The 23,649-nt window shown below is 66.0% G+C and carries 29 protein-coding genes; 15 read left to right on the plus strand and 14 right to left on the minus strand.

All coding sequences use genetic code 11. From position 1 onward, the window contains the following. Window positions 1–90 precede the first annotated feature (90 nt). The 3 genes from C4S70_RS14305 to C4S70_RS14315 all read right to left on the minus strand — a co-directional run bounded on the left by C4S70_RS14305 (window position 91) and on the right by C4S70_RS14315 (window position 3,338). A complete protein-coding gene (locus tag C4S70_RS14305) occupies window positions 91–801 on the minus strand; it encodes an SDR family oxidoreductase (RefSeq protein ID WP_235003837.1) in 711 nt (236 codons plus the stop codon). 47 nt (window positions 802–848) lie between these two features. Next, window positions 849–2,324 (minus strand): carnitine 3-dehydrogenase, encoded by a 1,476-nt coding sequence (locus C4S70_RS14310; RefSeq protein ID WP_104008797.1) that lies wholly within the window; start codon window positions 2,322–2,324, stop codon window positions 849–851. Between the two features lie 96 nt (window positions 2,325–2,420). Beyond that, window positions 2,421–3,338 carry a BKACE family enzyme gene (locus C4S70_RS14315; RefSeq protein ID WP_104008798.1) on the minus strand — a complete coding sequence of 306 codons (918 nt, stop codon included), beginning with the start codon at window positions 3,336–3,338 and terminating at the stop codon, window positions 2,421–2,423. A gap of 78 nt (window positions 3,339–3,416) precedes the next feature. Here C4S70_RS14315 and C4S70_RS14320 point away from each other — a divergent pair, with 78 nt between their 5' ends. After that, window positions 3,417–4,391 carry a GlxA family transcriptional regulator gene (locus C4S70_RS14320; RefSeq protein ID WP_104008799.1) on the plus strand — a complete coding sequence of 325 codons (975 nt, stop codon included), beginning with the start codon at window positions 3,417–3,419 and terminating at the stop codon, window positions 4,389–4,391. A gap of 70 nt (window positions 4,392–4,461) precedes the next feature. Here C4S70_RS14320 and C4S70_RS14325 read toward each other — a convergent pair whose 3' ends face one another. Further along, window positions 4,462–4,884: a PaaI family thioesterase gene (locus C4S70_RS14325; RefSeq protein WP_104008800.1), complete on the minus strand. Its 423-nt coding sequence runs from the start codon at window positions 4,882–4,884 to the stop codon at window positions 4,462–4,464. 40 nt (window positions 4,885–4,924) lie between these two features. Between C4S70_RS14325 and C4S70_RS14330 the strand changes: the two genes are divergently transcribed. Beyond that, window positions 4,925–5,728 (plus strand): enoyl-CoA hydratase, encoded by an 804-nt coding sequence (locus C4S70_RS14330; protein WP_104008801.1) that lies wholly within the window; start codon window positions 4,925–4,927, stop codon window positions 5,726–5,728. A 402-nt stretch (window positions 5,729–6,130) separates the two neighbouring features. Here the strand turns inward: C4S70_RS14330 and C4S70_RS14335 are convergent, their stop codons facing one another. The 3 genes from C4S70_RS14335 to C4S70_RS14345 form a co-directional block, all read right to left on the minus strand. Next, window positions 6,131–6,358, minus strand: coding sequence for a hypothetical protein (locus C4S70_RS14335; RefSeq protein WP_104008802.1), 228 nt, complete (start codon window positions 6,356–6,358; stop codon window positions 6,131–6,133). 154 nt (window positions 6,359–6,512) lie between these two features. Then, complete coding sequence (locus C4S70_RS14340; RefSeq protein ID WP_104008803.1) at window positions 6,513–7,178, minus strand: alpha/beta hydrolase; 666 nt, start codon at window positions 7,176–7,178, stop codon at window positions 6,513–6,515. Beyond that, window positions 7,175–7,807: a DNA-3-methyladenine glycosylase family protein gene (locus C4S70_RS14345; RefSeq protein ID WP_104008804.1), complete on the minus strand. Its 633-nt coding sequence runs from the start codon at window positions 7,805–7,807 to the stop codon at window positions 7,175–7,177. The genes C4S70_RS14340 and C4S70_RS14345 overlap by 4 nt, the downstream gene beginning before the upstream one ends. 99 nt (window positions 7,808–7,906) lie before the next feature. Between C4S70_RS14345 and C4S70_RS14350 the strand changes: the two genes are divergently transcribed. From C4S70_RS14350 to C4S70_RS14375, 6 genes are all read left to right on the plus strand, one after another. Then, on the plus strand, window positions 7,907–9,151 hold the full coding sequence (locus C4S70_RS14350; protein ID WP_104008805.1) for an MFS transporter: 1,245 nt from the start codon (window positions 7,907–7,909) through the stop codon (window positions 9,149–9,151). A 43-nt stretch (window positions 9,152–9,194) separates the two neighbouring features. Then, complete coding sequence (gene trmFO, locus C4S70_RS14355) at window positions 9,195–10,568, plus strand: methylenetetrahydrofolate--tRNA-(uracil(54)-C(5))-methyltransferase (FADH(2)-oxidizing) TrmFO (protein WP_104008806.1); 1,374 nt, start codon at window positions 9,195–9,197, stop codon at window positions 10,566–10,568. A gap of 17 nt (window positions 10,569–10,585) precedes the next feature. Further along, window positions 10,586–11,431, plus strand: coding sequence for a tRNA glutamyl-Q(34) synthetase GluQRS (gene gluQRS, locus C4S70_RS14360; protein WP_104008807.1), 846 nt, complete (start codon window positions 10,586–10,588; stop codon window positions 11,429–11,431). 242 nt (window positions 11,432–11,673) lie between these two features. After that, window positions 11,674–11,961, plus strand: coding sequence for a 50S ribosomal protein L28 (rpmB, locus tag C4S70_RS14365; protein WP_104008808.1), 288 nt, complete (start codon window positions 11,674–11,676; stop codon window positions 11,959–11,961). A gap of 108 nt (window positions 11,962–12,069) precedes the next feature. Further along, window positions 12,070–12,420 carry a hypothetical protein gene (locus tag C4S70_RS14370; RefSeq protein ID WP_104008809.1) on the plus strand — a complete coding sequence of 117 codons (351 nt, stop codon included), beginning with the start codon at window positions 12,070–12,072 and terminating at the stop codon, window positions 12,418–12,420. 47 nt (window positions 12,421–12,467) lie between these two features. Then, window positions 12,468–12,965 carry a copper chaperone PCu(A)C gene (locus C4S70_RS14375; protein WP_104008810.1) on the plus strand — a complete coding sequence of 166 codons (498 nt, stop codon included), beginning with the start codon at window positions 12,468–12,470 and terminating at the stop codon, window positions 12,963–12,965. Between the two features lie 34 nt (window positions 12,966–12,999). On the opposite strand, the gene C4S70_RS14380 is transcribed toward C4S70_RS14375, so the two are convergent. Beyond that, a complete protein-coding gene (locus tag C4S70_RS14380) occupies window positions 13,000–13,701 on the minus strand; it encodes an NAD-dependent deacylase (RefSeq protein ID WP_104008811.1) in 702 nt (233 codons plus the stop codon). A 43-nt stretch (window positions 13,702–13,744) separates the two neighbouring features. Here C4S70_RS14380 and C4S70_RS14385 point away from each other — a divergent pair, with 43 nt between their 5' ends. Continuing rightward, a complete protein-coding gene (locus tag C4S70_RS14385) occupies window positions 13,745–14,206 on the plus strand; it encodes a low molecular weight protein-tyrosine-phosphatase (protein WP_104008812.1) in 462 nt (153 codons plus the stop codon). 161 nt (window positions 14,207–14,367) lie between these two features. Here the strand turns inward: C4S70_RS14385 and C4S70_RS14390 are convergent, their stop codons facing one another. After that, the gene (locus C4S70_RS14390; RefSeq protein WP_104008813.1) at window positions 14,368–15,333 is read right to left on the minus strand and encodes a LysR family transcriptional regulator; all 966 of its coding nucleotides are present in this window, start codon (window positions 15,331–15,333) and stop codon (window positions 14,368–14,370) included. Between the two features lie 86 nt (window positions 15,334–15,419). On the opposite strand from C4S70_RS14390, the gene hisD reads away from it, so the two are divergent. The 3 genes from hisD to cuyB all read left to right on the plus strand — a co-directional run bounded on the left by hisD (window position 15,420) and on the right by cuyB (window position 18,518). Further along, the gene (hisD, locus tag C4S70_RS14395; protein WP_104008814.1) at window positions 15,420–16,718 is read left to right on the plus strand and encodes a histidinol dehydrogenase; all 1,299 of its coding nucleotides are present in this window, start codon (window positions 15,420–15,422) and stop codon (window positions 16,716–16,718) included. An 11-nt stretch (window positions 16,719–16,729) separates the two neighbouring features. After that, entirely contained in the window at window positions 16,730–17,740 is a 1,011-nt protein-coding gene (gene cuyA, locus C4S70_RS14400; protein WP_104008815.1) for a D-cysteate sulfo-lyase, read from the plus strand. A gap of 100 nt (window positions 17,741–17,840) precedes the next feature. After that, window positions 17,841–18,518, plus strand: coding sequence for a cysteate racemase (gene cuyB, locus C4S70_RS14405; RefSeq protein ID WP_104008816.1), 678 nt, complete (start codon window positions 17,841–17,843; stop codon window positions 18,516–18,518). A gap of 27 nt (window positions 18,519–18,545) precedes the next feature. Here cuyB and C4S70_RS14410 read toward each other — a convergent pair whose 3' ends face one another. Next, window positions 18,546–18,845: a hypothetical protein gene (locus C4S70_RS14410; RefSeq protein ID WP_235003839.1), complete on the minus strand. Its 300-nt coding sequence runs from the start codon at window positions 18,843–18,845 to the stop codon at window positions 18,546–18,548. A 273-nt stretch (window positions 18,846–19,118) separates the two neighbouring features. Here C4S70_RS14410 and lepA point away from each other — a divergent pair, with 273 nt between their 5' ends. Both lepA and C4S70_RS14420 read left to right on the plus strand, forming a co-directional pair. Then, a complete protein-coding gene (gene lepA / locus C4S70_RS14415) occupies window positions 19,119–20,918 on the plus strand; it encodes a translation elongation factor 4 (RefSeq protein ID WP_104008818.1) in 1,800 nt (599 codons plus the stop codon). 71 nt (window positions 20,919–20,989) lie between these two features. Beyond that, window positions 20,990–21,211 (plus strand): DUF2905 domain-containing protein, encoded by a 222-nt coding sequence (locus tag C4S70_RS14420; RefSeq protein WP_104008819.1) that lies wholly within the window; start codon window positions 20,990–20,992, stop codon window positions 21,209–21,211. 19 nt (window positions 21,212–21,230) lie between these two features. Here the strand turns inward: C4S70_RS14420 and C4S70_RS19330 are convergent, their stop codons facing one another. The 4 genes from C4S70_RS19330 to rpsF form a co-directional block, all read right to left on the minus strand. After that, window positions 21,231–21,365: a hypothetical protein gene (locus C4S70_RS19330; RefSeq protein ID WP_268807790.1), complete on the minus strand. Its 135-nt coding sequence runs from the start codon at window positions 21,363–21,365 to the stop codon at window positions 21,231–21,233. A 167-nt stretch (window positions 21,366–21,532) separates the two neighbouring features. Further along, window positions 21,533–22,153 (minus strand): 50S ribosomal protein L9, encoded by a 621-nt coding sequence (rplI, locus tag C4S70_RS14425; RefSeq protein WP_104008820.1) that lies wholly within the window; start codon window positions 22,151–22,153, stop codon window positions 21,533–21,535. Window positions 22,154–22,165: 12 nt separating this feature from the next. Continuing rightward, window positions 22,166–22,393 (minus strand): 30S ribosomal protein S18, encoded by a 228-nt coding sequence (gene rpsR, locus C4S70_RS14430; RefSeq protein WP_104008821.1) that lies wholly within the window; start codon window positions 22,391–22,393, stop codon window positions 22,166–22,168. A gap of 29 nt (window positions 22,394–22,422) precedes the next feature. After that, window positions 22,423–22,776 carry a 30S ribosomal protein S6 gene (rpsF, locus tag C4S70_RS14435; RefSeq protein ID WP_104008822.1) on the minus strand — a complete coding sequence of 118 codons (354 nt, stop codon included), beginning with the start codon at window positions 22,774–22,776 and terminating at the stop codon, window positions 22,423–22,425. A gap of 275 nt (window positions 22,777–23,051) precedes the next feature. Between rpsF and C4S70_RS14440 the strand changes: the two genes are divergently transcribed. Then, complete coding sequence (locus tag C4S70_RS14440; RefSeq protein ID WP_104008823.1) at window positions 23,052–23,591, plus strand: hypothetical protein; 540 nt, start codon at window positions 23,052–23,054, stop codon at window positions 23,589–23,591. The last annotated feature ends 58 nt before the right edge of the window (window positions 23,592–23,649 follow it).

A 23,649-nucleotide genomic window follows, 5' to 3' on the forward strand; every position in this document is an offset into this window, starting at 1 on the left:
ACAAGGCTCAGACGCCATACACCGCCCCGTCATCACCCTCGGCCAAGGGCGGTGACGGGGGCAGATTAGCAAAGCCAAGATACAGAAGGGTCAGGGCCTGGGATCGGGGTTCACCGTGTGCCCGTCCACGGCAATCACCTGTCCCGACACCAGCCTTGCGGCGTCCGACGCCAGAAAGACCGCCATCTCGGCCACGTCGCGCGCCTCGATGAACCGCCCCATCGACGTGCCCGCGGCATAGCCGGCATAGACCTGATCCCGCGTCATCCCCTTGGCGGCGGCTTCGCGCTGCAACACGCCCTCCATCCGCAGCCCCTCGACCGCGCCGGGACAGATGGCATTGGCGCGCACGCCGTAGGCGCCCAACTCCATCGCCAGCGTCTTGGTCAGCCCGATCACGCCCCATTTCGCCGCCGCATAGGGCGACCGGTTCGGATAGCCATATTGACCCGCCGTCGAAGAGGTCAGGATCATCGCCCCCGCCCCCTGCGACTTCATCATCGGCGCGGCGTATTTCGCGGCCAGGAACGCACCATCGAGGTTGACCGCGATGCAGGCCCGCCAGTCGTCCAGCGTCACGCCCTCCACCGGCGCCGTCGGCCCGGCGATCCCGGCATTGGCGCAGAGCACGTCCAGCCCGCCCCATCCCCGGCGGATCTCGTCGAACATCGCCGCCATTGCCGCCTCGTCCGCAACGTCCACAAGCGACCGCCCCCAGCCATCGGGGCAGGTGTCCAGCGCCGCGCCATCCACATCCGCCACCCAGACCCGCGCGCCCCGCGCCGCGAACGCCTCTGCCATCGCGCGCCCCACGCCCGAAGCCCCGGCGGTGATCAAAACCCGCTGGCTCACTTCGGCGCGCGGATCGACGCGCCCGCCCCCTCGGGATAGCCCAGCCCCGCCTGCGCCCGCGCGATCCGCGCCATGTTGGCCTCGATCTCGGCGCGCGGCGCACAGGGGCGACGGGTTTCTAGACTGACATGCAGCAGGAAATGCTCGCCCGTCGCGATCAGATCCTCGCCACGACACATCCGGTGAAACAGGTGCAGCTTCTTGCCCTGCCCCAGCAGCATCTGCGTGCGCACCGCGATCCGGTCGCCCGCCAGTGCCTCGTCCAGATGCCGGATATGGCTCTCGGCGGTGAAATAGCTGCCCCCCGAAGCGATGTAATCCGCATCGCAGCCGATCAGCTCCATGAAACGGTCGGTCGCGCGCGCAAAGGCGTCCAGATAGCGCGATTCGGTCATGTGCCCGTTATAGTCGGTCCAATCGAGCGGCACGGCCTGCGCAAAGGTCAGGATCGGGCGCGAAAGGTCCTCCACCTCGTCGATCCGCCGCGCCAGGTCGGTGCCTGCCTTCAGCCGCGCATCCTGCGCGTTCAGCACCGCACCCGCGCCCCAGTCGTTCGCCTTGAGCGCCCGCATCATTCCGACCAGGTTATCGTCGCGGATCCGCTCCAGTTCGCGGATGGAATAGGCGCCGGATTGCGCATCCGACTGCTCGGCGATCATGTCCACCAGATCGTCGGTGAATTCGGGCACGTCCATCAGCCGGGTCCAGGGCCACTGCAGCGCCGGGCCGAACTGCGCCATGAAATGCCGCATCCCCGCCTCGCCGCCGGCCACACGGTAGGTCTCGAACAACCCCATCTGCGCCCAGCGAATACCGAAGCCCATGCGGATCGCTTCGTCCACCTCTTCGGTGGTGGCGATCCCGTCCTTCACCAGCCACAAAGCCTCGCGCCAGACGGCCTCCAGAAAGCGATCCGCAACATGGGCTTCGATCTCCCTGCGCAGATGCAGCGGGAACATACCCATGGCCTCCAGTGCCGTCTTCGCCCGAGAAATCACTTCGGGGTCGTTTGCCTCGGTGGTCACCAGTTCCACCAGCGGCAGCAGATAGACCGGGTTGAACGGATGCGTCACCACGATCTGACCGGGGCGCGCCGCGCCCTGCTGCAACTGCGAGGGTCGGAAACCGCTGGTGGACGACCCGATCACGGCGCCCGGATCGCATGCCGCCTGGATCTCGCCATAGACCTTCCGCTTCAGCTCCAGCCGTTCGGGCACGCTTTCCTGCACCCAAACCGCGCCTCCCACGGCCTCGTCCAGCCGCCCGTGAAAACTCAGCCGCCCCTCCGGCGGCAGCGGCGCGTCCGACAGGCCCGGCAAGGACCGCCGCGCATTCGCCAGAACCTCGCCGATCTTCCGTTCCGCCTCTGGGTCGGGATCGAACACGCGCACGTCCCACCCGTTCAACAGAAACCGCGCGGCCCAGCCGCCACCGATCACGCCCCCGCCGACAATCGCCGCAACACCCGCCATGACAGACTCCTCCCGCTTCTTTCTGGTCCGAAATACCCCGGGGGTCCGGGGGCTGGCCCCCGGTCCCGCCCCGTCCACCCGCGCGGCCGGCCCGCCTCAACGCGCCCGCGGCGCCCGCTTCACCAGACCCAGCTTGCCCCGCACCTCCTCGGGGCCGATCACCCGCGCCCCCATGTTCTCGACGATGGTCACCGCGCGCTCCACCAGTTGCGCATTGGTTGCCAGCACGCCCTTCTCCAGCCAAAGGTTATCCTCCAGCCCCACGCGCACATTTCCCCCCGCCAGCACGGCGGCGGCAACATAGGCCATCTGGTTGCGCCCCAGCGAAAAGGCGCTGAAGGTCCAGTCCTCGGGCACGTTGTTCACCATCGCCATGAAGGTGTTCAGGTCGTCCGGCGCGCCCCACGGCACCCCCATGCACAGCTGCACCAGCGCCGGACTCTCCAGGATCCCGTCCTTCACGAGCTGCTTGGCATACCACAGATGCCCGGTGTCAAAGGCCTCGATCTCGGGCTTCACGCCCAGCGCGGTCATCATCCGCCCCATCGCCTGCAACATGCCCGGGGTGTTGGTCATCACATAGTCCGCCTCGGCAAAATTCATCGTGCCGCAATCCAGCGTGCAGATCTCGGGCAGACACTCGGCCACATGCTCCACCCGCGCAGCCGCGCCGATCATGTCGGTGCCCGCCTCGTTCAGCGGCAGAGGCGCCTCGGGCGGCCCGAACACCGCATCGCCCCCCATTCCCGCGGTGAGGTTCAACACCACGTCCACATCCGCCTCGCGTATCCGCTCGGTCACCTCGCGGTAATACTCCACCTTGCGCGACGGCACCCCGGTTTCAGGGTCGCGCACATGGCAATGCACCACGGCCGCGCCGGCCCGCGCCGCCTCGATCGCGCTTTCCGCAATCTGCGCCGGGCTGCGCGGCACATGCGGGCTGCGATCCTGCGTGCTGCCCGATCCGGTCACGGCACAGGTAATGAAGACCTCTCGATTCATGGACAGTGGCATCGGCACTCCTCCTGTGAACTTTCGCAAATCCTGCCCTGCCTTGCCCGTCACAAGTTTTCTCAATACGAAGAAAACTTGATGACACGCGAAAAAAACATCCTGACAACCGGCACCGCCCCCCTCGACGTGGCCGTGCTGGTGATGAATGACAGCAACACACTGTCGCTGGCGGCGGCCGTGGACCCGATGCGCGCGGCCAACCGGGTGGAGCGGCGGCGCCTCTTTCACTGGCACTACCATACCGCTACCGGCGCCCCGGCGCGGCTGACCAGCGGCATCGACGTCCCCGGAGAGGCCCTCGCGCGCCTCGATCGCTGCGACCTGCTGCTGGTGGTGGCGGGCTTCAACCTCGAACGACACGCAACCCCTGCCCTCTGCGCCGGGCTACGCCGAATCGCCGCGACCGGCGCGGCAATCGCCGGCATCGACGGAGGCCCGTGGCTCATGGCTACGGCCGGCCTGCTCGACGGCCGGTGCGCCACCACCCATTGGGAAGACCTCGACCGCTTTGCCGCACGCTTCCCCGAGATCACGGTCCTGCCCCACCGCTATCATATCGATGGACGATTTCTCACCAGCGGCGGAGCCATGCCGGCGGTGGACATGATGCTGCACCTGATCGGCGCGCGTTTTGGCGCACCGCTCGCCACGCGGGTTGCGGGCGCCTTCATCCACGACACCCCCGCCCGCCCGATCCGCGCCCAATCCCGCATCGGCGCCGACCCGCGCCACAACCACGTCACCGCCCGCGCCAGCGCCCTGATGGAACAGACCATCGGCGCGCCCCTGCCGGTGCGCGACATCGCGCGCCAATGCGGGGTCAGCCCGCGCGTGCTGGAACAGAACTTCCGCCAGCGCCTCGACACGACGCCACGGGCGCACTACCTCGCGCTGCGCCTCGCCGAAGCCCGCCGCCTGGCCACCGATACCGGCCTGCCCATCATCGACATCGCGCTCGCCACCGGCTTTGCCTCGCCCTCCAGCTTTGCGCGCGCCTTCCGCGCGGCACATGGCACTTCCGCCCGCGCCCTGCGTCGGGTCCACTCTCCCTGACCAGCGCCCCGCTTCTTTCTGGTCCCCAATACCCCCGCCGGAGGCACGCGCCCGCAAGGGCGCGTTCATCTCACCGCGCGGGCGGAATCGAATAGGTCATCGTCGCCCGCGCCACCGGCTCCGGCCTGCCTTCGGAAAACATCAGCACATCCCCCACCGCCAGGCTGCGGCCCAGCTTGAGCAGCCGGCATTCGGCCACCACGTCGCGACCCGCCTCCGGCTTGCGCATGAAATCCACCGAACAACTCGTCGTCACCGCCAGCGCCTTGCGCCCTACCCGCGCCAGCACCATCGCATAGACCGCGCAATCGGCCAGCGCGAACATGGATGGCCCCGACACGGTGCCGCCCGGCCGCAAGTGGCGTTCATCCGTCAACAGCCGCATCGTCAAGGACGTCTCTTCCAGCCGGTCGATCGCGAAATCGTCGCGAACCTGCGGGAACACCTCGGCCATGTAATCCATGACCTCCTGCGCATTCATTGCCAGAGTCATTCTTTCCCTTTCCTCCTGCCCATCCTAGAGTTGCCCCGAGATGCACGAGGAGGACAAGATGGCAATTCTGGAACGTCACGACACAGGTGCGGTCGCCCATCTTCGGATGAACGCCCCCGAGCGCCTCAACGCGCTCAGTGACGAGATGCTGGCCGCCCTGCAATCCGCATTCGACGCGCTGAAGGAGGATCGCTCGATCCGCGCGGTGATCCTGTCAGGCGCGGGCAAGGCATTCTGCGCAGGACATGACCTCAAGCAGATGACCGCCGCCCGCCAGGCGCAGGACGGCGGCAAGGCCTACTTCAAGGATCTCTTCGACCGCTGCACCCGGATGATGCTGACGATCCAGGAACTGCCGCAGCCGGTCATCGCCCGGGTGCACGGCATCGCCACCGCAGCGGGCTGCCAGTTCGTGGCATCCTGCGATCTGGCCATTGCGGCCGAGGGCACGAAATTCGGCGTGAACGGCGTCAACATCGGCCTTTTCTGTTCCACCCCCATGGTCGCGCTCAGCCGGAACATTCCGCGCAAGCAGGCCTTCGAGATGCTGACCACGGGGCGGTTCATCGACGCCACCCGCGCCGAGGCGCTGGGCCTCATAAACCGCGCCGTCCCGCCCGAGGATCTGGAGCGTGAAACGGCGGAACTGGCAGAAACCATCGCGTCGAAACTGAGCGCCGCGGTAAAGATCGGCAAGCGGGCCTTTTATGAACAGGTGCAGATGCCGATCGAACAGGCCTATGCCTATGCAGGCGAGGTCATGGTCGAAAACATGCTCTATCGGGATACGGAGGAAGGCATCGCCGCCTTCATTGAAAAGCGCGACCCAGAGTGGCAGCAATGACCGGCCCTGCCCCTGACCTGGACCACGCCGCCCCCATAATTGCGGCAGAACGGGGGCAAGACTTGGATTGTTTCATGGCAAGAACCTGACTGTTTCCAAAATCAGACTCAGAAACCGCCATCAATCGTGCTACGTTTACAATGTATTAAGTATTCTGTTGTGTGACGAAACATTTTTGCTGGACCGTCTTGCTCGATCGGTGCTCATGGTCATGCGCCGGGGTGGTGATCGGCAAGGCGGCCCAATTGATTCCGCTCCCTGTCTTTCCGACCAGGACGGGATCGCCACCGAGCACAGCCCCAACCTTGCGATCACGGCAGGTGGTCACAGCATGTGAGTCCGCCGCTGTGCCGCGCTCACATACCCCCCCGTTTCAGACCGATACCCCCTTCGCATGGAGGCTCAAACCTGCCCCGACTGCCGGCATTCGCGCCGAACGCCGGTGATCTCGGCGGCCGGCAAATGTGGCAGCGCCTTCGGGCGGCTTCGCCTCAGCTGCCGTCGCTGATCCCGGTATCGCGCGGTGCGGCTCTTGCCGCTTGTCCAAACCATAACCCCCAGAACAATAACAAAAATCCCGATGTTCGGACTCGAAAACAACAAAATCATTCCAATCAGTACGATCAGCATTCTCTGATCCCGTTTGTATTTGCATTGGCTCCTGTCGCTATATCGCGTCAGACCAAAAACTCAAAAGATTTTCCTCAAATTCCCCCAAAATGCGACCCAAAGCCCAAAAGAGGCGAACAATTCGCCGCAAACAGCGAAATTGTAGAAGACCGCCTTACAACCCCAACTTGTCTCGCATGAAGGCCAAAGCAACCCCGAGTCCATCCGGGGAAATCCCGTGGCCGGTGCCTTTCATGACATGCGCATAGACGTCCTTGAAGCCGGCCTTCTGCAGCCCCTCGACCGCCTCGGGCAGCGACTGGACAGGCACTACGTCGTCCTGATCGCCATGCACCAGAAGCACCGGCATGCGCACCTTGACCTCCTCGGCCAGAAGATCGGGATGCAAGAGACGGCCCGAAAAGGCGACGACGCCCGCAATGGGATCATCGCGGCGCGGGACGATGTGCAGGCTCATCATCGAGCCCTGCGAGAACCCGAACAGCACCACCTGCTCAGGCAGCACGTCCTCGTCCACCATCAGCGCGTCGAGAAAGGCGTTCAGATCATCGGCCGCCGCCTGCATGCCAAGTTCGGCCTCTTCCTGCGACGATCCGTCGATCCAGGGGATCGGGAACCACTGATAGCCGAACGGCATGCCGGGAATCGATTCGGGCGCGTCCGGCGCCACGAACAGCGTATCGGGCAGATGCTCGCCCAGCGGATCGGCCAGGCTGAGCAGGTCGGCCCCATTGGCGCCATAGCCATGAACGAAAACCACGATTGAACGGGTCGTGCCCGACAGCGGCCCCTTGCGGCCGGCCCTGAGAACGCGTGTCATCTGATCCCTTCCCTGCCTCGTGCCAGACGGTAATAGGCCCACAACAACCGCGCCGCAACCGACCGCCAGGGCGACCAGGCCTCGGCCATTTGCCGCAGTGCGCGCTCCTTCGGGCGTTCTGGCAACTCGAACAGGATCCGCGCCGATTCCTGCAGCGCCAGATCACCGGGCGCGAACACGTCCGCGCGACCCAAGCTGAACATGGCATAGATCTCGGCGGTCCAGACGCCGATCCCCGGAACCGCAACCAGCGACTTCACCACCTCGCGGTCGGGCATTTCGCGCAAGGCGGCATAGTCGATGCCCGCTTCGGCCAAGGCCTTGGCATAACGGATTTTCTGCCGGCTCAGCCCCGCCGCGCGCAGCTCGTCCTCGCTGGCGCGCAGGATCGGTTCGGGGGCCGTAAACCCCGCCGCCTGCATCCGCCCCCAGATCGCGTCGGCCGCCGCGACCGAAACCTGCTGGCTCACGATCGCCCCCAGAAGCTGTTCGAACCCGTCCGCGCGCCGACGCAGAGGCAAGGGGCCGGTTTGCGCAAGCGCAGCCGCAAAGCGCGGCTCGCGGTCCGCCAACCATTCCGCCCCCTCGGCCACACAGGCCGGAGTTTCGATGATACGTCCGACGGCCACAGCTACCCCCGCATTTTTCGTTCCACGCCCATGCTGACGCCACGCCGCAGGCGTGGCAACCGCATTGCATGTTAACACATTCAGGGATAGGCAGACGTCATGACCGCCGTGACCGATACCAACCCGCTCGCCGACGACCGCAAGGCAAAGCGCAATGTCGCCGTTCTGGTGGCCGCGCAGGCACTGGTGGGCGCACAGCTTCCGATGTTCTTCGTGATCGCGGGGCTGGCGGGCCAGCAGCTGGCGCCGAGTGCCTGCCTCGCCACCCTGCCGATTTCGCTGATCGTGTTCGGGTCGATGACCACGGCGCCGTGGCTCAGCCCGCTGATGCAGCGAATCGGGCGCAAACCGGGCTTCATGGTCGGCGCCACGGGCGGCGCGATCGGCGCGGCCGTGGCGGCCTATGCCCTGACGATCGAAAGCTTCTGGGTCTTCGTCCTTGGCGCCTACCTGACCGGCGTCTACATGTCGGCGCACGGTTTCTATCGCTTTGCCGCGGCCGACACCGCATCCGACCGGTTCCGACCCAAGGCGATCTCCTATGTCATGGCGGGCGGGTTGCTGTCGGCAATCATCGGCCCGCAGATCGTGGCTTGGCTGACCGGCGGCACGGCGGACGCATCGGTGATGCGGTTCTTTCCGGTCTATGCCACCGCGATCGGGCTGAACCTTGGCGGAATCCTTCTTTTCACCCTGCTCGACATCCCCAAATTGCCCCCCGCGCCCGAAGGCACCCCACGGGGCCGCACCCGGTGGGAACTCATCACCACGCCCAGGATTGCGGTGGCGATCATCGTGGGCATGGTGTCCTACGCGCTGATGAACCTGGTGATGACCTCGACCCCGCTTGCAGTGGTGGGCTGCGGCTTCGGCGTGCCGGACGCAAGCCATGTGGTCACCGGCCATGTGCTGGCGATGTATGCGCCGTCCTTCTTCACCGGCCACCTGATCGCGCGGTTCGGAGTCGAACGGATCATGGGGGCGGGGCTGTTCATCCTCGCCGCGGCAGGGGCGGTGGCCCTGCAGGGGGTGGAACTGACCAATTTCTTCGTCGCGCTGATCCTGCTGGGGATCGGCTGGAACTTCGGCTTCATCGGCGCCACCACGATGCTGGCCGGCGCGCACGAACCGCATGAACGGGGCCGGGTGCAGGGGCTGAACGACCTTCTGGTGTTCGGCGGCGTGACCTTCGCCTCGCTGGCCTCGGGCGGGTTGATGAACTGTTCGGGCGGCACGGCGCAGCAAGGCTGGACCGCCGTCAACATGGCGATGGCGCCGTTCCTGTTCCTCGCCGGAGGAGCGCTTCTTTGGCTGGTGCTGCACCCGCGCCGGGACGAATTCTAGTCGCAGGTTGCGCGACGGGCCCGCCTGCCCTATCTGGCAGCGCATGACAGAAACATTGCACATCGTCGGCGGCGGCATGGCCGGGTCCGAAGCCGCTTGGCAGGCCGCAAGAGCGGGCATCAACGTGGTCATCCACGAAATGCGCCCCAAGGTGGGAACCTTCGCCCACCGCACCGACAAGCTGGCCGAAATGGTCTGCTCCAACTCGTTCCGTTCGGACGACGACGAACAGAACGCGGTGGGCCTTCTGCACTGGGAGATGCGTAAGGCCGGTAGCCTCATCATGCAGGCTGCCGACGCACATCGCCTGCCCGCCGGCGGCGCGCTGGCCGTGGACCGTGAACCGTTCTCGCAGATGGTGACCGAGCGCCTGCGCACCCATCCCAACGTGTCGCTGTCCACCGAAGAGGTGACGGATCTGCCCGACACCGGCCACTGGATCTTCGCCACCGGCCCGCTGACCTCGCCCGCGCTGGGCGAAGCGATCCGGCGCGCAACAGGCGCCGAATCGCTGGCCTTCTTCGACGCCATCGCGCCGATCGTCTATGCCGACAGCATCGACATGTCGGTGGCCTGGCGGCAATCGCGCTATGACAAGGGCGAGACAGAGGAAGAGCGCACCGCCTATGTCAATTGCCCGATGGACCGCGACCAGTACGAGGCGTTCATCGACGCACTTCTGGCCGCCGACAAGACCGAGTTCCACGAAGGCGAAGAGACTTCCGCACCCAATCCCACCCCATATTTCGACGGCTGCCTGCCGATCGAGGTGATGGCCGAGCGCGGCCGCGACACGCTGCGCCACGGGCCGATGAAACCCGTCGGCTTGACCAACCCGCACCAGCCAGACGTGAAACCCTACGCCGTAGTCCAGCTGCGCCGCGACAACAAGCTGGGCACGCTCTACAACATCGTCGGTTTCCAGACGAAAATGAAATACGGCGCCCAGACGCAGGTGTTCCGGATGATCCCGGGGCTGGAAAACGCGCGCTTTGCCCGGCTGGGCGGGATCCACCGCAACAGCTTCATCAATTCGCCGACGCTTCTGGATTCGCAGATGCGGCTGAAGTCGCGCCCCAACATCCGCTTTGCCGGCCAGATCACCGGTGTCGAGGGCTATGTCGAAAGCGCCGCGATGGGCCTCTTGGCGGGCCGCATGGCCGCCGCCGAAATCCTGGGCCGCCCGCTGCCCGATATCCCACAGGACAGCGCAATGGGCGCACTGATTCACCACATCACCGGCGGGGCCGAGGCAAAGACATTTCAGCCGATGAATGTCAATTTCGGCCTGTTCCGCCCGGTCGAGGGTCTCAAGGGCGGCCGCCGCGGCCGCAAGGACCGGTACAAGGCCTATACCGACCGCGCCAAGGCGGCGTGGCTTGACTGGCTCGGCGCGGCGGCGCTGGACGCGGCCTGACAGGGTTGGGGCCTCGGGTGCGCTTCGTCACGCGGTTCGCCCCCTCGCCCACCGGGCCGCTGCATCTGGGCCATGCCTATTCGGCCATGCTGGCCCATGACATGGCACGCGCGGCAGGCGGCGTTTTTCTGCTGCGAATCGAGGACATAGACCGCACCCGCAGCCGCCCGGAATGGGAGGCACGGATCTTCGACGACCTGCACTGGCTCGGGCTCGACTGGCCGGAACCGGTGATGCGCCAGTCCGACCGCCTGCCCGCCTACCGGGCCGCGCTCGACCGGCTGACGGACATGGGACTCACCTACCCCTGTTCCTGCCGGCGGGCGGATATCGAGGCCGCCGCCTCCGCCCCGCAGGAAGGCGTACCGCAATTCGGCCCGGACGGGCGCATCTATCCCGGCACCTGCCGCGCGCGCCCGATGAGCGAGATGCGCGGCGGCGACGTGATCCGGCTCGACATGGCCCGGGCCACGGCGGCGCTGCCCGACACCGCGTTCACCGAAACCGGCCCGCGCCACGAGGGCACCCACCGCCTCGACCCCGGCCACCTCATTCGCGCGGTTGGCGACATCGTGCTGGCCAGACGCGGCATGGGCACGTCCTACCACCTCTCGGTGGTGGTGGACGACACCGCCCAGAACGTCACCCATGTCGTGCGCGGCGAAGACCTGTTCGACGCCACCCGCATCCACGTTCTGCTGCAAACCCTGCTGGGCCTGCCCGTCCCGACCTACCACCACCACCGGCTGATCCGCGACGACGCGGGCCGCCGACTGGCCAAACGCGATGACGCGCGCGCCATCGCGAAATACCGCGCCGAAGGCGCCGCCCCCGCCGATATCCGCCGCATGGTCGGCCTCTGACCGCCCCCCTGCTTCTTTCTGGTTCCAAATACCCTCGCCGAAGGCATGGCCCGCAGGGCCATTCCCCGCCGACGCCTGCGACAAAAACCGCCCTCCCCGGCTTGACCCGCCGCCCGATTCCGCCTAAACGCTGCCCACGAGTTTCCGGGCGCGGCCGAAGGCGGCGCCCCTGTTCATTTGGCAAGGGCACCCCTGTTCCCGCGACAGGAGCGGCCGGCCAGCAGAGATGAAGGAAGAGACACATGTCGCGCCGTTGCGAACTGACCGGTAAAGGCCCGATGACTGGCAACAATGTCAGCCACGCCCACAACAAGACCAAGCGCCGGTTCCTGCCGAACCTGAACGAGGTGACCCTGCAATCCGAAACGCTGGGCCGTTCGTTCAAGCTGCGGATCTCCTCGGCCGCGCTGCGCAGCGTCGATCACCGAGGCGGGCTGGATGCGTTTCTGGCCAAGGCCAAGGACGAGGACCTCTCGCCCAACGCGCTGAAGATCAAAAAAGAGATCGCCAAGGCCCAGGCCACGGCCTGATCGCCTTTCGCCGCATCCGCGGTTGTCAACCAGCCCCGCGCCGCCCGCGCGGGGCTGTTGGCGTTTGCGGTTGAAGCCGCAGCGAATCCGGGCCAAAACGACTCCGACATGCGGCCGAGTTTCCGAATCCATTTCGCGCTCGCTCTGGCGCTGCTGCTGGTCGTCACCGGCCAGGCGCTGGCGATGGCGCGCGGAAATGCCGGGGCGGCCGGGCAGATCGTGCTCTGCACCGGGACCGGCCCGGTCATCGTCTTCGTGGATGAGGACGGCCAACCGATCCAGCCCCCGCATTATTGCCCGGATTTCGCCCTCCACCTCATCGGCGACGCGATGCTGCCGCCCGAAACGGCGGTGCCGGCGCAATTGCGTCCCGCGCCGATGCCGCCGGAACCGGCGCGCTTCGCGGTGCCGCGCCCCCTCCCGGCGCCCAACGCGCGCGGCCCGCCCCGCCCTGTCTGACCTTTCGTCCTGCACAACCCACAGACCATTCAGACAGGAGACGGACCATGTCCCTCAAGACGCTTGCCTGCGCGGCCGCGGCCGCCATCACCCTTGCCCTGCCCGCCTGGGCGGATACCACCGGCATCATGATTCAGGATGCCTATGCGCGCGCTTCGATGAAAATGTCCAAGACCGGTGCGGCCTTCATGGTCATCATGAATCACACCGACCAGGACGACCGCCTGATCGAGGCCCGTTCGGACATCGCCGATCGGGTCGAGCTGCACACCCATGTCGCGACCGGCGACGGCGTGATGAAGATGCAAGAGGTCGAGGACGGCTTCCCCATCCCGGCCGGCGGCATGCATGCGCTGGCCCGCGGCGGCGATCACGTCATGTTCCTCGGCCTCAGGAAACCCCTGGAACAGGGCGACAGGATCCCGCTGACGCTGGTCTTTGAAAAGGCCGGAGAGGTGCAGATCGAAGTCCCCGTGGACCTGACCCGAAAGCCCGGCATGGCCATGCAACACAACCACGGCCAGATGCAGAACACGGATAACTGAAGCCTCCACGGGCCGGCCGCCGCACGGCCGGCCCCTACCCTTCGGCCCGCGCCAAGAGCATCTCCACCCAGTCCGGCACGACCTGCGTGGCAGGCCCAAGGAACCGCTCGGCAAAGGCGGCGCTGACTTCGGACGGCTCCAGATTCAGTTCCACCGTATGCGCCCCCGCCGCCGCGGCCTCGTGCACGAAGGCCGCCGCCGGATAGACCTGCCCCGAGGTGCCGATCGCGGCAAAAATGTCGGCCTCGGCCAGATGACGATAGATCCTGTCCATGTGATAGGGCATCTCGCCGAACCAGACCACGTCGGGCCGCCCGGCCGCGGCGCCGCAGGACGGGCAGGGCTCGCCGACCGCCATCTCCTCCGGCGCGCGCCAGCGATGCCCGCACACGGCGCACAGCGCGCCCGCCAGTTCCCCGTGCATGTGGATCACGCCCGACGCGCCCGCCTTTTCGTGCAGCGCGTCCACGTTCTGCGTCACGATCACCACCTCGCCCGGCCAGTCACGCTGCAGCCGGGCCAGCGCGCGGTGCGCCGCGTTCGGTTCGGCCTGCGCCGCCTTGACGCGCCGGACGTTGTAGAATTCCTGCACCAACGCGGGGTTGCGGGCAAAGCCTTCGGGCGTGGCCACGTCCTCGATCCGGTATTGCGTCCACAACCCTCCTGCATCGCGGAACGTGCCCAGACCGCTTTCGGCCGAGATGCCGGCGCCAGTCAGTATGACGATCTTTTCCATGTCCCCTCCTTGCGATAGAGAACCTTGCCGAAAGGAGCCGCCCATGACCACCCGGATTCTGTTCGTCTGCCTTGGCAATATCTGCCGCTCGCCCGCCGCCGAAGGCGTGTTCCGCGCCCTGATGCCCGAGGCCGTGACCGACAGCGCCGGCACCTCGGACTGGCATGTGGGCGAACCACCCTATGGCCCGATGCAGGCCGCCGCCCGTGCCCGCGGCTACGACATCTCGGACCTGCGCGCCCGGCAGTTCGTGGCCCCGGACTTCGATCGCTTCGACCTGATCCTGGGAATGGATCGCGGCAATATCGACCGCATTGAGCGGCTGCGCCCGGCCCGGTCACAAACCCCTGTCCGCCTGTTCACGGATTTCGCCCCCGAAACCGGCGCCACGGAGGTGCCCGACCCCTATTACACGCGCGATTTCGACGGCGCGCTGGATCTCATCGAACGCGCCGCGAAAGGACTGCGACAGGCGATCCTCGCCGGCGCCGCCTTCAAGATTTAAGAAAACCCGAAACTCCGGGAATTTCTTGCGAAATCTCGCAGGGCCGGGCTTGCGCGGATGGCTTCCTGCGGAAAGGGATGAAGCAATCCCTTTCCCAAGAGCGCGCCATGCCCCTGATCGACACCCCAATCGACGGCCCCCGGCTTTTTCAGCTGATCCGGTCAGCCGTCAACCAGGCGCAAGTGGCCCTCCAGCCAAGGCAGGCGCGACACGGCCGGATCGAGCATCTGGCTGCGCAGCAGCTGCCGCATTGCATTGGCGATCTCGCGCGGCACTCGGTCGCTCCAGTCCGCGCCAGCGAACAACGAAATCGTTCGCGAAAAGGCCGCGCCGGGCAGGGCAAAGGCGTCGATCTGATCATGGAACCGCTCGGCCCGCATATAGCCAAGCCCCGTGGTGATCGCCCAGCCCAGCCGCCGTGCCACCATCGCCATCAGCGCAAGATGGCTGCCGATCTGGAACCGGTCCTCGAAATCCAGTTTCTGCCGCGACAGGTGCGTTTCGATCTGTCGGCTGATGAGCTGTTCGGCCGAGTAGCGCAGGAACGGCAGCGCCGCGAGATCCCGCAGGACATGCTGTCGGTCGCTCACCTCTCCCTTGGGCGCGACAAGGATGAAGGGATCGCGCACCAGGGGATATTCGACCACGCCCTCCAGAACCTCGCCCGTGCTGGCGGCCACGGCGACATGCAGGTTGCCCTCCTTGATCGCCTTGGAAATTTCGTGGCTGGGCGCGGTCGTCAGCGTGAACCGGCAGCGGGTCAGGCTGTCGGCCAGAATGGTCGCCAGCCGGGGTGTCAGATCATTGTCGAAATCGTCGATCAGCCCGATGGACAGCGTGCTGAGATTGCTCAGGTCCATCACGGTCAGTTCGCTTTGCGCCAGACGCAGTTCGGACAGAACCTTGCGCGTCCGCGCCAGAAAACTGCGCCCCGCCGGGGTCAGGCGCATCGGACGGCGGCCGTGATCGACCAGCTCGACACCCAGTGCGGCTTCGAGGTTGCGCATCTGCTGCGACACCGCCGGCTGGCTGAGCCCCGTAATCTCGGCCGCCTGCGCCACCGAGCCGGTCCGCGCCAGCGCCTCGAACACTTCCAGCCCGCGCAAGGTCACACCTTTCATCAGCATTTGCCGGCCTCCTGCAGTTTCAACTTTTTTGAAACTCCGGGCCGCACCGGTCAAGCCCCGTCAAGCCCCCGCAAGCGAGGTCATCCATGCCCGTCGAGCACCTGAAGAAAGCCACCGGACTACCGCCGAACCCGAAAGGCGACGCTGCCGACGTCGTGCAGGTCATGCTGGCCTGCCTCAAGAATCAGGGCGAAGCCGCCGCGCGGGACTATGCCAGACGGCTTGATGGCTGGCGCGGAGAGATCGTGGTGGACGATGCCACGATCGCCGCAGCCGCCGAACAGGTGCCGGCCGATCTCAAGGATGCCATCGGCTATGCCCACGACAACATCCGGCGCTTTGCCAAAGCCCAGCGAGCGACGGCGCAGGATATCGAGGTCGAACTGCGCCCGGGCCTGTTTGCAGGGCAAAGGCAGATCCCGCTGACCACGGCCGGCGCCTATGTGCCGGGCGGGCGGTATGCGCACATCGCCTCGGCGCTGATGACCATCACCACCGCCCGCGCCGCCGGCGTGCCCAACGTGATCGCCTGCGCCCCGCCGCGCGACGAAAACGGGATTCACCCTGCAGTGCTCTATGCAATGTCGCTGGCCGGCGCCGACCGGATCCTCTGCCTGGGCGGGGTTCAGGGCGTGGCCGCGTTGGCCTATGGCCTGTTCGGCGGACCGCCCGCCGACATCCTGGTCGGTCCCGGCAACCAGTTCGTGGCCGAAGCCAAGCGGCAACTGTTCGGCCCCGTGGGCATCGACATGTTTGCCGGCCCGACCGATTCGATGATCCTCGCCGACGCCACCGCCGACCCGCTCACCGTCGCGTGGGATCTCGCCGGCCAGGCCGAACACGGCTACAACTCGCCCGTCTGGCTGGCCACCGACGACCGCGCGCTGGCAAGCGAGGTTCTGCGCCTCGTGCCCCGCTGCATCGCCGAACTGCCCGACCCCAACCGGGGCCAGGCCCAGGCAGCCTGGGACGCGCTGGGCGAAGTCATGCTCTGCGCCGACCGCGAGGAAATGGCCGCGACCGCCGATGCCTACGCCCCCGAACACCTGCATGTGCAGGCCGCCGACCTCGACTGGTGGAGAACGCGGCTGCGCGCCTACGGCTCGCTGTTTCTCGGCGCGTCCGCCACCGTCGCCTTTGGCGACAAGGCGTCCGGCCCGAACCACGTTCTGCCCACCTCGGGCGCGGCCCGCTACACCGGCGGGCTTAGCGTGCACAAGTTCCTCAAGACCGTGACCTGGCAGCGCGTGGACGACCCCGCCCTGCCCGACCTGGCCCGTGCCACCGCCACGATCAGCCGGGCCGAAGGCATGGAAGGCCACGCCCGCACCGCCGATATTCGGCTCGACAGACTGCGCGCGCAGGCAAGGCGCGCCGCAAATTGAAAGGACAAGGCATGAACCTCGCCAAGTTCCCCCGTATCCGGCTCGGCCACCTGCCGACCCCGCTCGAACCGCTCCCGCGCCTGTCCGAGGCGCTCGGCGGCCCGGAAATCTGGATCAAGCGCGATGACTGCACGGGGCTTTCGACCGGCGGCAACAAGACGCGCAAACTGGAATTCCTGATGGCCGAGGCGCAGAAGCAAGGCGCCGACATCGTGCTGACGCAGGGCGCGACGCAATCCAACCACTGCCGCCAGACCGCCGCCGCGGCGGCGCGGCTGGGGATGGACTGTCACCTGCTGCTCGAGGACCGCACCGGCTACGACCACGAAAACTACCGCTACAACGGCAATGTCCTGCTGGACGTCCTGCATGGGGCAACCGTCGAACATCGCGGACCGGGACTGGACATGAACGCCGAACTCGATGTCGTGGCCGACAGGTTCCGCGCCGAGTGCCGCAATGCCTATGCCATTCCCGGCGGCGGCTCCAATCCCACCGGGGCGCTCGGCTATGTCAACTGCGCGCTGGAACTCCTCGGCCAATTGGTCGATCTCGGCCTGAACGTGGACCACATCGTCCACGCCACCGGCTCGGCCGGCACGCAGGCGGGGCTGGTCACGGGACTTTGCGCGATGAATGCCGGGATCCCGGTGCTCGGCATCGGCGTGCGCGCGCCGAAGGAAAAGCAAGAGGAAAACGTTTTCGCCCTCGCCGCCCGCACCGCCGAGAAACTCGGCTGCCCCGGCGTCGTCCGGCGCGAGGACGTGGTCGCCAATTGTGATTATGTCGGCCCCGGCTACGGGATGCCCGCCGAAAGCACGCTCGAAGCCATCGACCTCTTCGCCCGATACGAAGCCATCCTGCTGGACCCGGTCTATTCCGGCAAGGGCGGGGCGGGTCTCATCGACCTCATCCGCAAGGGCCACTTCTCCAAGGGCGAACGCGTGGTTTTCCTGCATACCGGCGGCGCGATCGCCCTGACCGGCTATACCCACGAATTCGACGTGGCGGCCAAAGCATGACCCCGCCCCTTCATCTTGCGCCAAATACTCCCGCCGGAGGCATCGCGCGCAGCGCGATTCCGGGTCTCGCGCCCGCGACCGGAAACGGGACAGCAGAGGCATGAAACCCGTCGGCATTCTCGGCGGCATGGGGCCAGAGGCCACGATCCTGCTGATGCAGAAGGTCCTGGCCGCCACCCCTGCGCGCGACGATGCCGACCATGTGCCGCTGATCGTGCACCAGAACCCGCAGGTGCCTTCGCGCATCGCCGCCCTGATCGACGGAACCGGTCCGGACCCGGCCCCCGTGCTGGCGCGAATGGCCCGCGACCTGGAGGCGGCGGGGGCGCGGGCTCTGGCCATGCCCTGCAACTCCGCGCATCACTACGCAGGCGCGATCCGCGCGGCATCGCGCCTTCCGTTTCTCGACATGCTGGCGCTGACCACCGATGCCCTGGCCGCACGCGGCGCGCGGACAGTCGGCCTCTTGGCTTCGCCGGCGGTGCGGCTCACCGGGGTCTTCGATGCCGCCTTTGCCGCGCGCGGGCTCTCGTCCCTGTTTCCGCAGGACGATGCACCGATCCTGTCCCTGATCCGCGCGGTCAAGGCAGGCGCGCCCGCGGATTCGTCCATCATGACCCGCGAGACCGAAGCCCTGCTGTCCCGCGGCTGCGATCACATCCTGATCGCCTGCACCGAGCTCTCTCTCCTGACCCCGGATCTGCCCGGCGGGATCGCGTGGACCGACAGCCTTGACTGCCTGACCGACGAAATCATCCGCTTTGCCCGCTCCGCCTGAACGATTTGACCCGCACCGGGGCACGGTTCAGCCGCAGACCTCCTGCACACGCGCGCCAAAGGCCTTGTAGCGTTCCCACAGGATCTCGTCCCCGCGCCGGTCGGACTGGCGGACTTCCTGCGCCATATGCGGTTCCTTGATCCATTTCGCCACCTTGCGGCGTTCGCGGAAACTCAGGCTGCCGTTCGCCACCTTCTGGATACAGCGGCAAAGCTCGGGCGTCGCCGCCGAACGATCCGACTGGCGGCATGCGCGTTCGATCACCCCCGCCGACACGGGCGCGGCCGACATTGCCGCCAGAGCAACCGATCCCACAAGAATCGCCATCACCATATTCATTTCTGCACCCATCTTGCCTCGTGGCCGCCGGAGCCCGCCCGGCCCCCGTTCTTGCCCGGCACTATGACCCACAAACGCAGCCGTTTCAATTCGCCGCCGAATCAGTCGCCAAGGGGCCAATGACACGGCTTCGGCAAACGGGTCCGCGCCTCAACTTTGCGAAATTCTTGCCTGCCACAGACAAAGCCCTGAAATTCCGCCCGGATTTCCACCGGTCAAGTCTGCTTGACGGGCTGCGCGATCCCCTCCATATCCGCAGCCATGACCGACCTTTCGCATATCCGCAACTTCTCGATCGTCGCCCATATCGACCACGGGAAATCGACCTTGGCCGACCGGCTCATACAAGAGACCGGAACGGTCAAGGACCGCGACATGAAGGAACAGCTGCTCGACAGCATGGATATCGAGCGCGAACGCGGCATCACCATCAAGGCCAACACCGTGCGCATCGAATATGACGCGGATGACGGCGAACACTACGTTCTGAACCTGATCGACACGCCGGGCCATGTGGATTTCGCCTACGAGGTAAGCCGGTCCATGCGTGCCGTCGAAGGTTCGCTTCTGGTGGTGGACAGCACGCAGGGGGTCGAAGCGCAGACGCTGGCCAATGTCTATCAGGCGATCGAGGCGGATCACGAGATCGTGCCTGTCCTGAACAAGATCGACCTGCCCGCATCCGACTGCGACCGGGTGGCCGAACAGATCGAGGACGTGATCGGCATCGACGCCACGGACGCGATCCGTGTCAGCGCCAAGACCGGCGAGGGCATCCACGAGGTGCTCGAGGCGATCGTGACCCAGCTGCCGCCACCCAAGGGCGACCGCGGGGCGCCGCTCAAGGCGATGTTGGTGGACAGCTGGTATGATTCCTACTTGGGCGTGGTCGTTCTGGTTCGGATCATGGACGGGGTGCTGAAAAAGGGCGACCGCATCCGCATGATGTCCACCGGCGCCACCCACCAGGTGGACCGGATCGGCGTGTTCCGTCCGCAGATGGAAAGCGTCGATGAACTCGGCCCCGGCGAGATCGGCTTCATCACCGCTTCGATCAAGCAGGTTCGCGACACCCGCGTGGGCGACACAATCACCCATGAACGCAAACCCTGCGCCGAGCCGCTGCCGGGGTTCAAGCCGGCCCAGCCGGTGGTTTTCTGCGGCCTCTTTCCGGTGGACAGCGCCGAGTTCGAGGATCTGCGCACTGCGATCGAGAAGCTTGCCCTGAACGACGCGTCCTTTTCCTACGAGATGGAAACATCAGCCGCGCTGGGGTTCGGCTTTCGCTGCGGGTTCCTCGGGCTTCTGCACCTGGAGGTAATCCGCGACCGGATCGAGCGCGAATATGACATCGAGCTCATCACCACCGCGCCCAGCGTGATCTATCACATCTACATGAAGGACGGCTCGATGTTCGAGCTGCACAACCCCGCCGACATGCCCGACCCGTCCAGGATCGACCGTATCGAGGAACCGCGCATCAAGGCGACGATCCTCGTGCCCGACGAATATCTGGGCGATGTGTTGAAGCTGTGCCAGGACCGGCGCGGCATCCAGCTGGACCTGACTTATGCCGGCAACCGGGCGATGGTGGTCTATGATCTGCCGCTGAACGAGGTGGTGTTCGACTTCTACGACCGGCTGAAATCGGTGACCAAGGGCTATGCCAGCTTCGATTACCAGTTGACGGGATATCGCGCCGACAATCTGGTGAAGATGCAGATCCTCGTGAACGAGGAACCGGTGGATGCGCTGTCGGTGATGGTGCACCGCGACCGGGCCGAGACGCGCGGCCGGGCGATGGTGGAAAAGCTCAAGGAGCTGATCCCGCGCCACATGTTCAAGATCCCGATCCAGGCGGCGATCGGCGGCAAGGTGATCGCGCGGGAAACGCTCAGCGCCCTGCGCAAGGACGTGACGGCGAAATGCTATGGCGGCGACGCGACGCGGAAACGCAAGCTGCTGGAAAAGCAGAAGGCCGGCAAGAAGAAGATGCGCCAGTTCGGCAAGGTGGACATCCCGCAAGAGGCGTTCATCTCGGCCCTGAAGATGGATACCTGACACGCCGGGGGCTTTCACCGGCGCGCGCCCTGCCCTATCTGTGACCCGCAGCGTCACGGAAAGGGCAAGCCATGGCACGTTTCCTGATCGTTCTGGGTGTGATCCTGATCCTCGCCGGGATCCTGTGGCCGCTGGCCGCAAAACTGGGGCTGGGGCGCCTGCCCGGCGACATCGTGATCGAGCGCGAAAACACCCGCATCTTCATTCCCGTGACCAGCGCGATCCTGGTTTCGGTTGTTCTGTCGGTGGTGCTGAACCTGATCCTGTGGCTGACGGGCGGCGGGCGCCCCTGACCGCGCTGCCGAGGCCGCGTCAGAATTTCTTCTCGATGTCCTTCACCGTCTTGGTGATGACATGACCCGCGGTTTCGATGTCGCGCCCCGCGCCCTTGGCCGTTTCGCAGGCGGCAAGACCCAGAAGGGCCAGGCAGGCAAGAATCGCGCGCAAGTCTCGTGGCTCCGTTCGTTGTCCATTCCGCCACCGCATAGCCGCAGGCAGGCGGAACAGGCAAGGCCCCCAACGGCCCATCGGCGGGTTCCAACCGATGGCGGGGTGCAAAACGAAAAGGACCGCCCCGGCAGGAGCGGCCCCGATTTCCTGGCGCCAGACAAGGATTATTCCTTGCTCTCCTCCTTGCCCTCCTCGGCGGGGGCGGCGGCCAATTCCTCGTCTTCCGACGCGGCCGACCCGATGTCCTCGAACAGTTCGGCAATCTCGAATTCGGCCTGGGCCTCTTCCTCGGCGGCCAGTTCCTGGATCGACTTGCCCGACGCCTGCAGTTCGGCCTCTTCGGCCGACCGGGCGACGTTCAGCTTGATCTCGACCGTGACTTCGGGGTGCAGGACCACGGACACGGTGTGCAGGCCCAACTCCTTGATCGGGCCGGTCAGCACGACCTGCTTGCGGTCGATGGTGAACCCTTCCTCGGTGGCGGCGGCAGCGGCGTCACGGGGCGTGACCGAACCATAAAGCGCCCCCGATTCCGAAGCGGAGCGGATGATGACGAACTGCTGGCCGTCCAGCTTCTCGGCCAGCGCCTCGGCTTCCTTGCGGGTCTCGAGGTTGCGGGCCTCCAGCTGTGCCTTCTGCTCTTCAAAGCGGCGGATGTTGGCCTCGGACGCGGTCAGCGCCTTGCCCTGCGGCAGCAGATAGTTGCGCGCATAGCCGGGCTTGACGTCCACGACGTCGCCCATCTGGCCCAGCTTGGCGACACGTTCCAGAAGAATGACTTGCATCGCGGGGCCTCCTTATTTCACGACATAGGGCAGCAGGGCGAGATAGCGCGCGCGCTTGATCGCACGGGCCAGTTCACGCTGCTTCTTGGCCGAGACGGCGGTGATGCGCGACGGCACGATCTTGCCGCGCTCGGAGATGTAGCGCTGCAGCAGGCGGGTGTCCTTGTAGTCGATCTTGGGCGCGTTGTCGCCCGAGAACGGACAAACCTTGCGGCGGCGGAAAAACGGTTTTGCGGCCATGGGTCAGGCTCCTTTCCTTCGGGCGGGGATCAACGGCGGTCGCGGCGACCGTCGCGGTCGTCGCGCTTCTGCATCTGGACCGACGGGCCTTCTTCGTGCTCGTCCACCTTGACGGTCAGCACGCGCATCACGTCCTCGTGCAGGCGCATCAGGCGCTCCATCTCCTGCACGGCCGGCGCCGGGGCGTCGGTCTTCATGAAGGCATAGTGGCCCTTGCGGTTCTTGTTGATCTTGTAGGCCATCGTCTTGAGGCCCCAGTATTCGCTGTCAACGACCTTGCCGCCGTTGTCGGCGAGAATCGCGCCGAAATGTTCGATGAGCCCTTCGGCCTGCGCGTTGGACAGGTCCTGACGCGCGATCATTACATGCTCGTAAAGCGGCATGTGCACTCCTGTTTCTGTCAAGGCGCATTTCAAAGGTGGGGCCAGTCCTTTCGCGGCCCCGCCACGAGGGATGCGCGGTTCACATGGTTTGCGAAAGGATGGCCTCGTATACACGGATTCGCGTCCGGGGCAAGGGGGGCATCACCGCGCTGTGGCCCAGGCGACCGTTCTGCCCGCCAATTTCCGCGTCCTTGCCCAAATCCTGACGTTTTGTCAGCGATCATGTGAACAGACGGCCAAAAGGCCGCGTCAAAATCGGGACAGGAGCGACCAAAATGGCCGCAACGGGCGAAATCATGATGCAGGAGCAGGTCAGGCTGCCCGATCTTCAACCTGCGAAACGCAGCTACAGGGATGCGATTCCGCTGATCATAGCCTTCGCGCCAAACTGGCCGATCGTTTCGGCAATCTTCAGGATCGTCGGCACCGCGCTGATCATCAGTTCCGGGGCAATGTGGCTTGTGACGGGATCGCAGTTCAGCCCGGACCTCATGCTGATGAAGCTGGGGCTGTCGCTGATCTTTCTCCTCAGCGGCCTGGCCATGCTGATGGTCCATCACGTGGACAACCGTCCCGACGCCTATTTCGACCCGATCCGGTGCGAGGTGCGCGTTCTGCGCAAGGACAAGCGTGGCCGCCCGCGGTCGGTGCTGCGCCGCGACTATGACTCGCTGGGATCGGCCCGTTTCCACGGCCGCTTGGTCGAGGTCTTCGACGTGGACGGGTCGCTGCTGATGCGACTGCCGGTCGATGACGCGGAAACCCGTCACGCCCTGCGCATGCAGCTGAGCGGTTTCGTCAACATCACCAGCTGACCGGGTTCGAATACAAATGGGTGCCGGGGGACGGCGGACCCGAAAAAGGCGCGTGACG

This window comes from Jhaorihella thermophila (assembly GCF_900108275.1).
Taxonomy (GTDB): domain Bacteria; phylum Pseudomonadota; class Alphaproteobacteria; order Rhodobacterales; family Rhodobacteraceae; genus Jhaorihella; species Jhaorihella thermophila.

Coding starts and splice junctions, on each gene's coding strand:
- C4S70_RS14375 (WP_104008810.1), top strand. CDS start 12,468: ATGTCCCTCAAGACGCTTGCCTGCGCGGCCGCGGCCGCCATCACCCTT.
- C4S70_RS14385 (WP_104008812.1), top strand. CDS start 13,745: ATGACCACCCGGATTCTGTTCGTCTGCCTTGGCAATATCTGCCGCTCG.
- C4S70_RS14325 (WP_104008800.1), bottom strand. CDS start 4,884: ATGACTCTGGCAATGAATGCGCAGGAGGTCATGGATTACATGGCCGAG.
- hisD (WP_104008814.1), top strand. CDS start 15,420: ATGCCCGTCGAGCACCTGAAGAAAGCCACCGGACTACCGCCGAACCCG.
- cuyA (WP_104008815.1), top strand. CDS start 16,730: ATGAACCTCGCCAAGTTCCCCCGTATCCGGCTCGGCCACCTGCCGACC.
- C4S70_RS14335 (WP_104008802.1), bottom strand. CDS start 6,358: ATGCTGATCGTACTGATTGGAATGATTTTGTTGTTTTCGAGTCCGAAC.
- C4S70_RS14320 (WP_104008799.1), top strand. CDS start 3,417: ATGACACGCGAAAAAAACATCCTGACAACCGGCACCGCCCCCCTCGAC.
- C4S70_RS14380 (WP_104008811.1), bottom strand. CDS start 13,701: ATGGAAAAGATCGTCATACTGACTGGCGCCGGCATCTCGGCCGAAAGC.
- rplI (WP_104008820.1), bottom strand. CDS start 22,153: ATGCAAGTCATTCTTCTGGAACGTGTCGCCAAGCTGGGCCAGATGGGC.
- C4S70_RS14340 (WP_104008803.1), bottom strand. CDS start 7,178: ATGACACGCGTTCTCAGGGCCGGCCGCAAGGGGCCGCTGTCGGGCACG.
- rpmB (WP_104008808.1), top strand. CDS start 11,674: ATGTCGCGCCGTTGCGAACTGACCGGTAAAGGCCCGATGACTGGCAAC.
- C4S70_RS14410 (WP_235003839.1), bottom strand. CDS start 18,845: ATGGCGATTCTTGTGGGATCGGTTGCTCTGGCGGCAATGTCGGCCGCG.
- C4S70_RS14390 (WP_104008813.1), bottom strand. CDS start 15,333: ATGCTGATGAAAGGTGTGACCTTGCGCGGGCTGGAAGTGTTCGAGGCG.
- rpsF (WP_104008822.1), bottom strand. CDS start 22,776: ATGCCGCTTTACGAGCATGTAATGATCGCGCGTCAGGACCTGTCCAAC.
- C4S70_RS14305 (WP_235003837.1), bottom strand. CDS start 801: ATGGCAGAGGCGTTCGCGGCGCGGGGCGCGCGGGTCTGGGTGGCGGAT.
- C4S70_RS14420 (WP_104008819.1), top strand. CDS start 20,990: ATGGCACGTTTCCTGATCGTTCTGGGTGTGATCCTGATCCTCGCCGGG.
- C4S70_RS14310 (WP_104008797.1), bottom strand. CDS start 2,324: ATGGCGGGTGTTGCGGCGATTGTCGGCGGGGGCGTGATCGGTGGCGGC.
- trmFO (WP_104008806.1), top strand. CDS start 9,195: ATGACAGAAACATTGCACATCGTCGGCGGCGGCATGGCCGGGTCCGAA.
- cuyB (WP_104008816.1), top strand. CDS start 17,841: ATGAAACCCGTCGGCATTCTCGGCGGCATGGGGCCAGAGGCCACGATC.
- rpsR (WP_104008821.1), bottom strand. CDS start 22,393: ATGGCCGCAAAACCGTTTTTCCGCCGCCGCAAGGTTTGTCCGTTCTCG.
- lepA (WP_104008818.1), top strand. CDS start 19,119: ATGACCGACCTTTCGCATATCCGCAACTTCTCGATCGTCGCCCATATC.
- C4S70_RS14440 (WP_104008823.1), top strand. CDS start 23,052: ATGGCCGCAACGGGCGAAATCATGATGCAGGAGCAGGTCAGGCTGCCC.
- C4S70_RS14350 (WP_104008805.1), top strand. CDS start 7,907: ATGACCGCCGTGACCGATACCAACCCGCTCGCCGACGACCGCAAGGCA.
- C4S70_RS14330 (WP_104008801.1), top strand. CDS start 4,925: ATGCACGAGGAGGACAAGATGGCAATTCTGGAACGTCACGACACAGGT.
- C4S70_RS14315 (WP_104008798.1), bottom strand. CDS start 3,338: ATGCCACTGTCCATGAATCGAGAGGTCTTCATTACCTGTGCCGTGACC.
- C4S70_RS14370 (WP_104008809.1), top strand. CDS start 12,070: ATGCGGCCGAGTTTCCGAATCCATTTCGCGCTCGCTCTGGCGCTGCTG.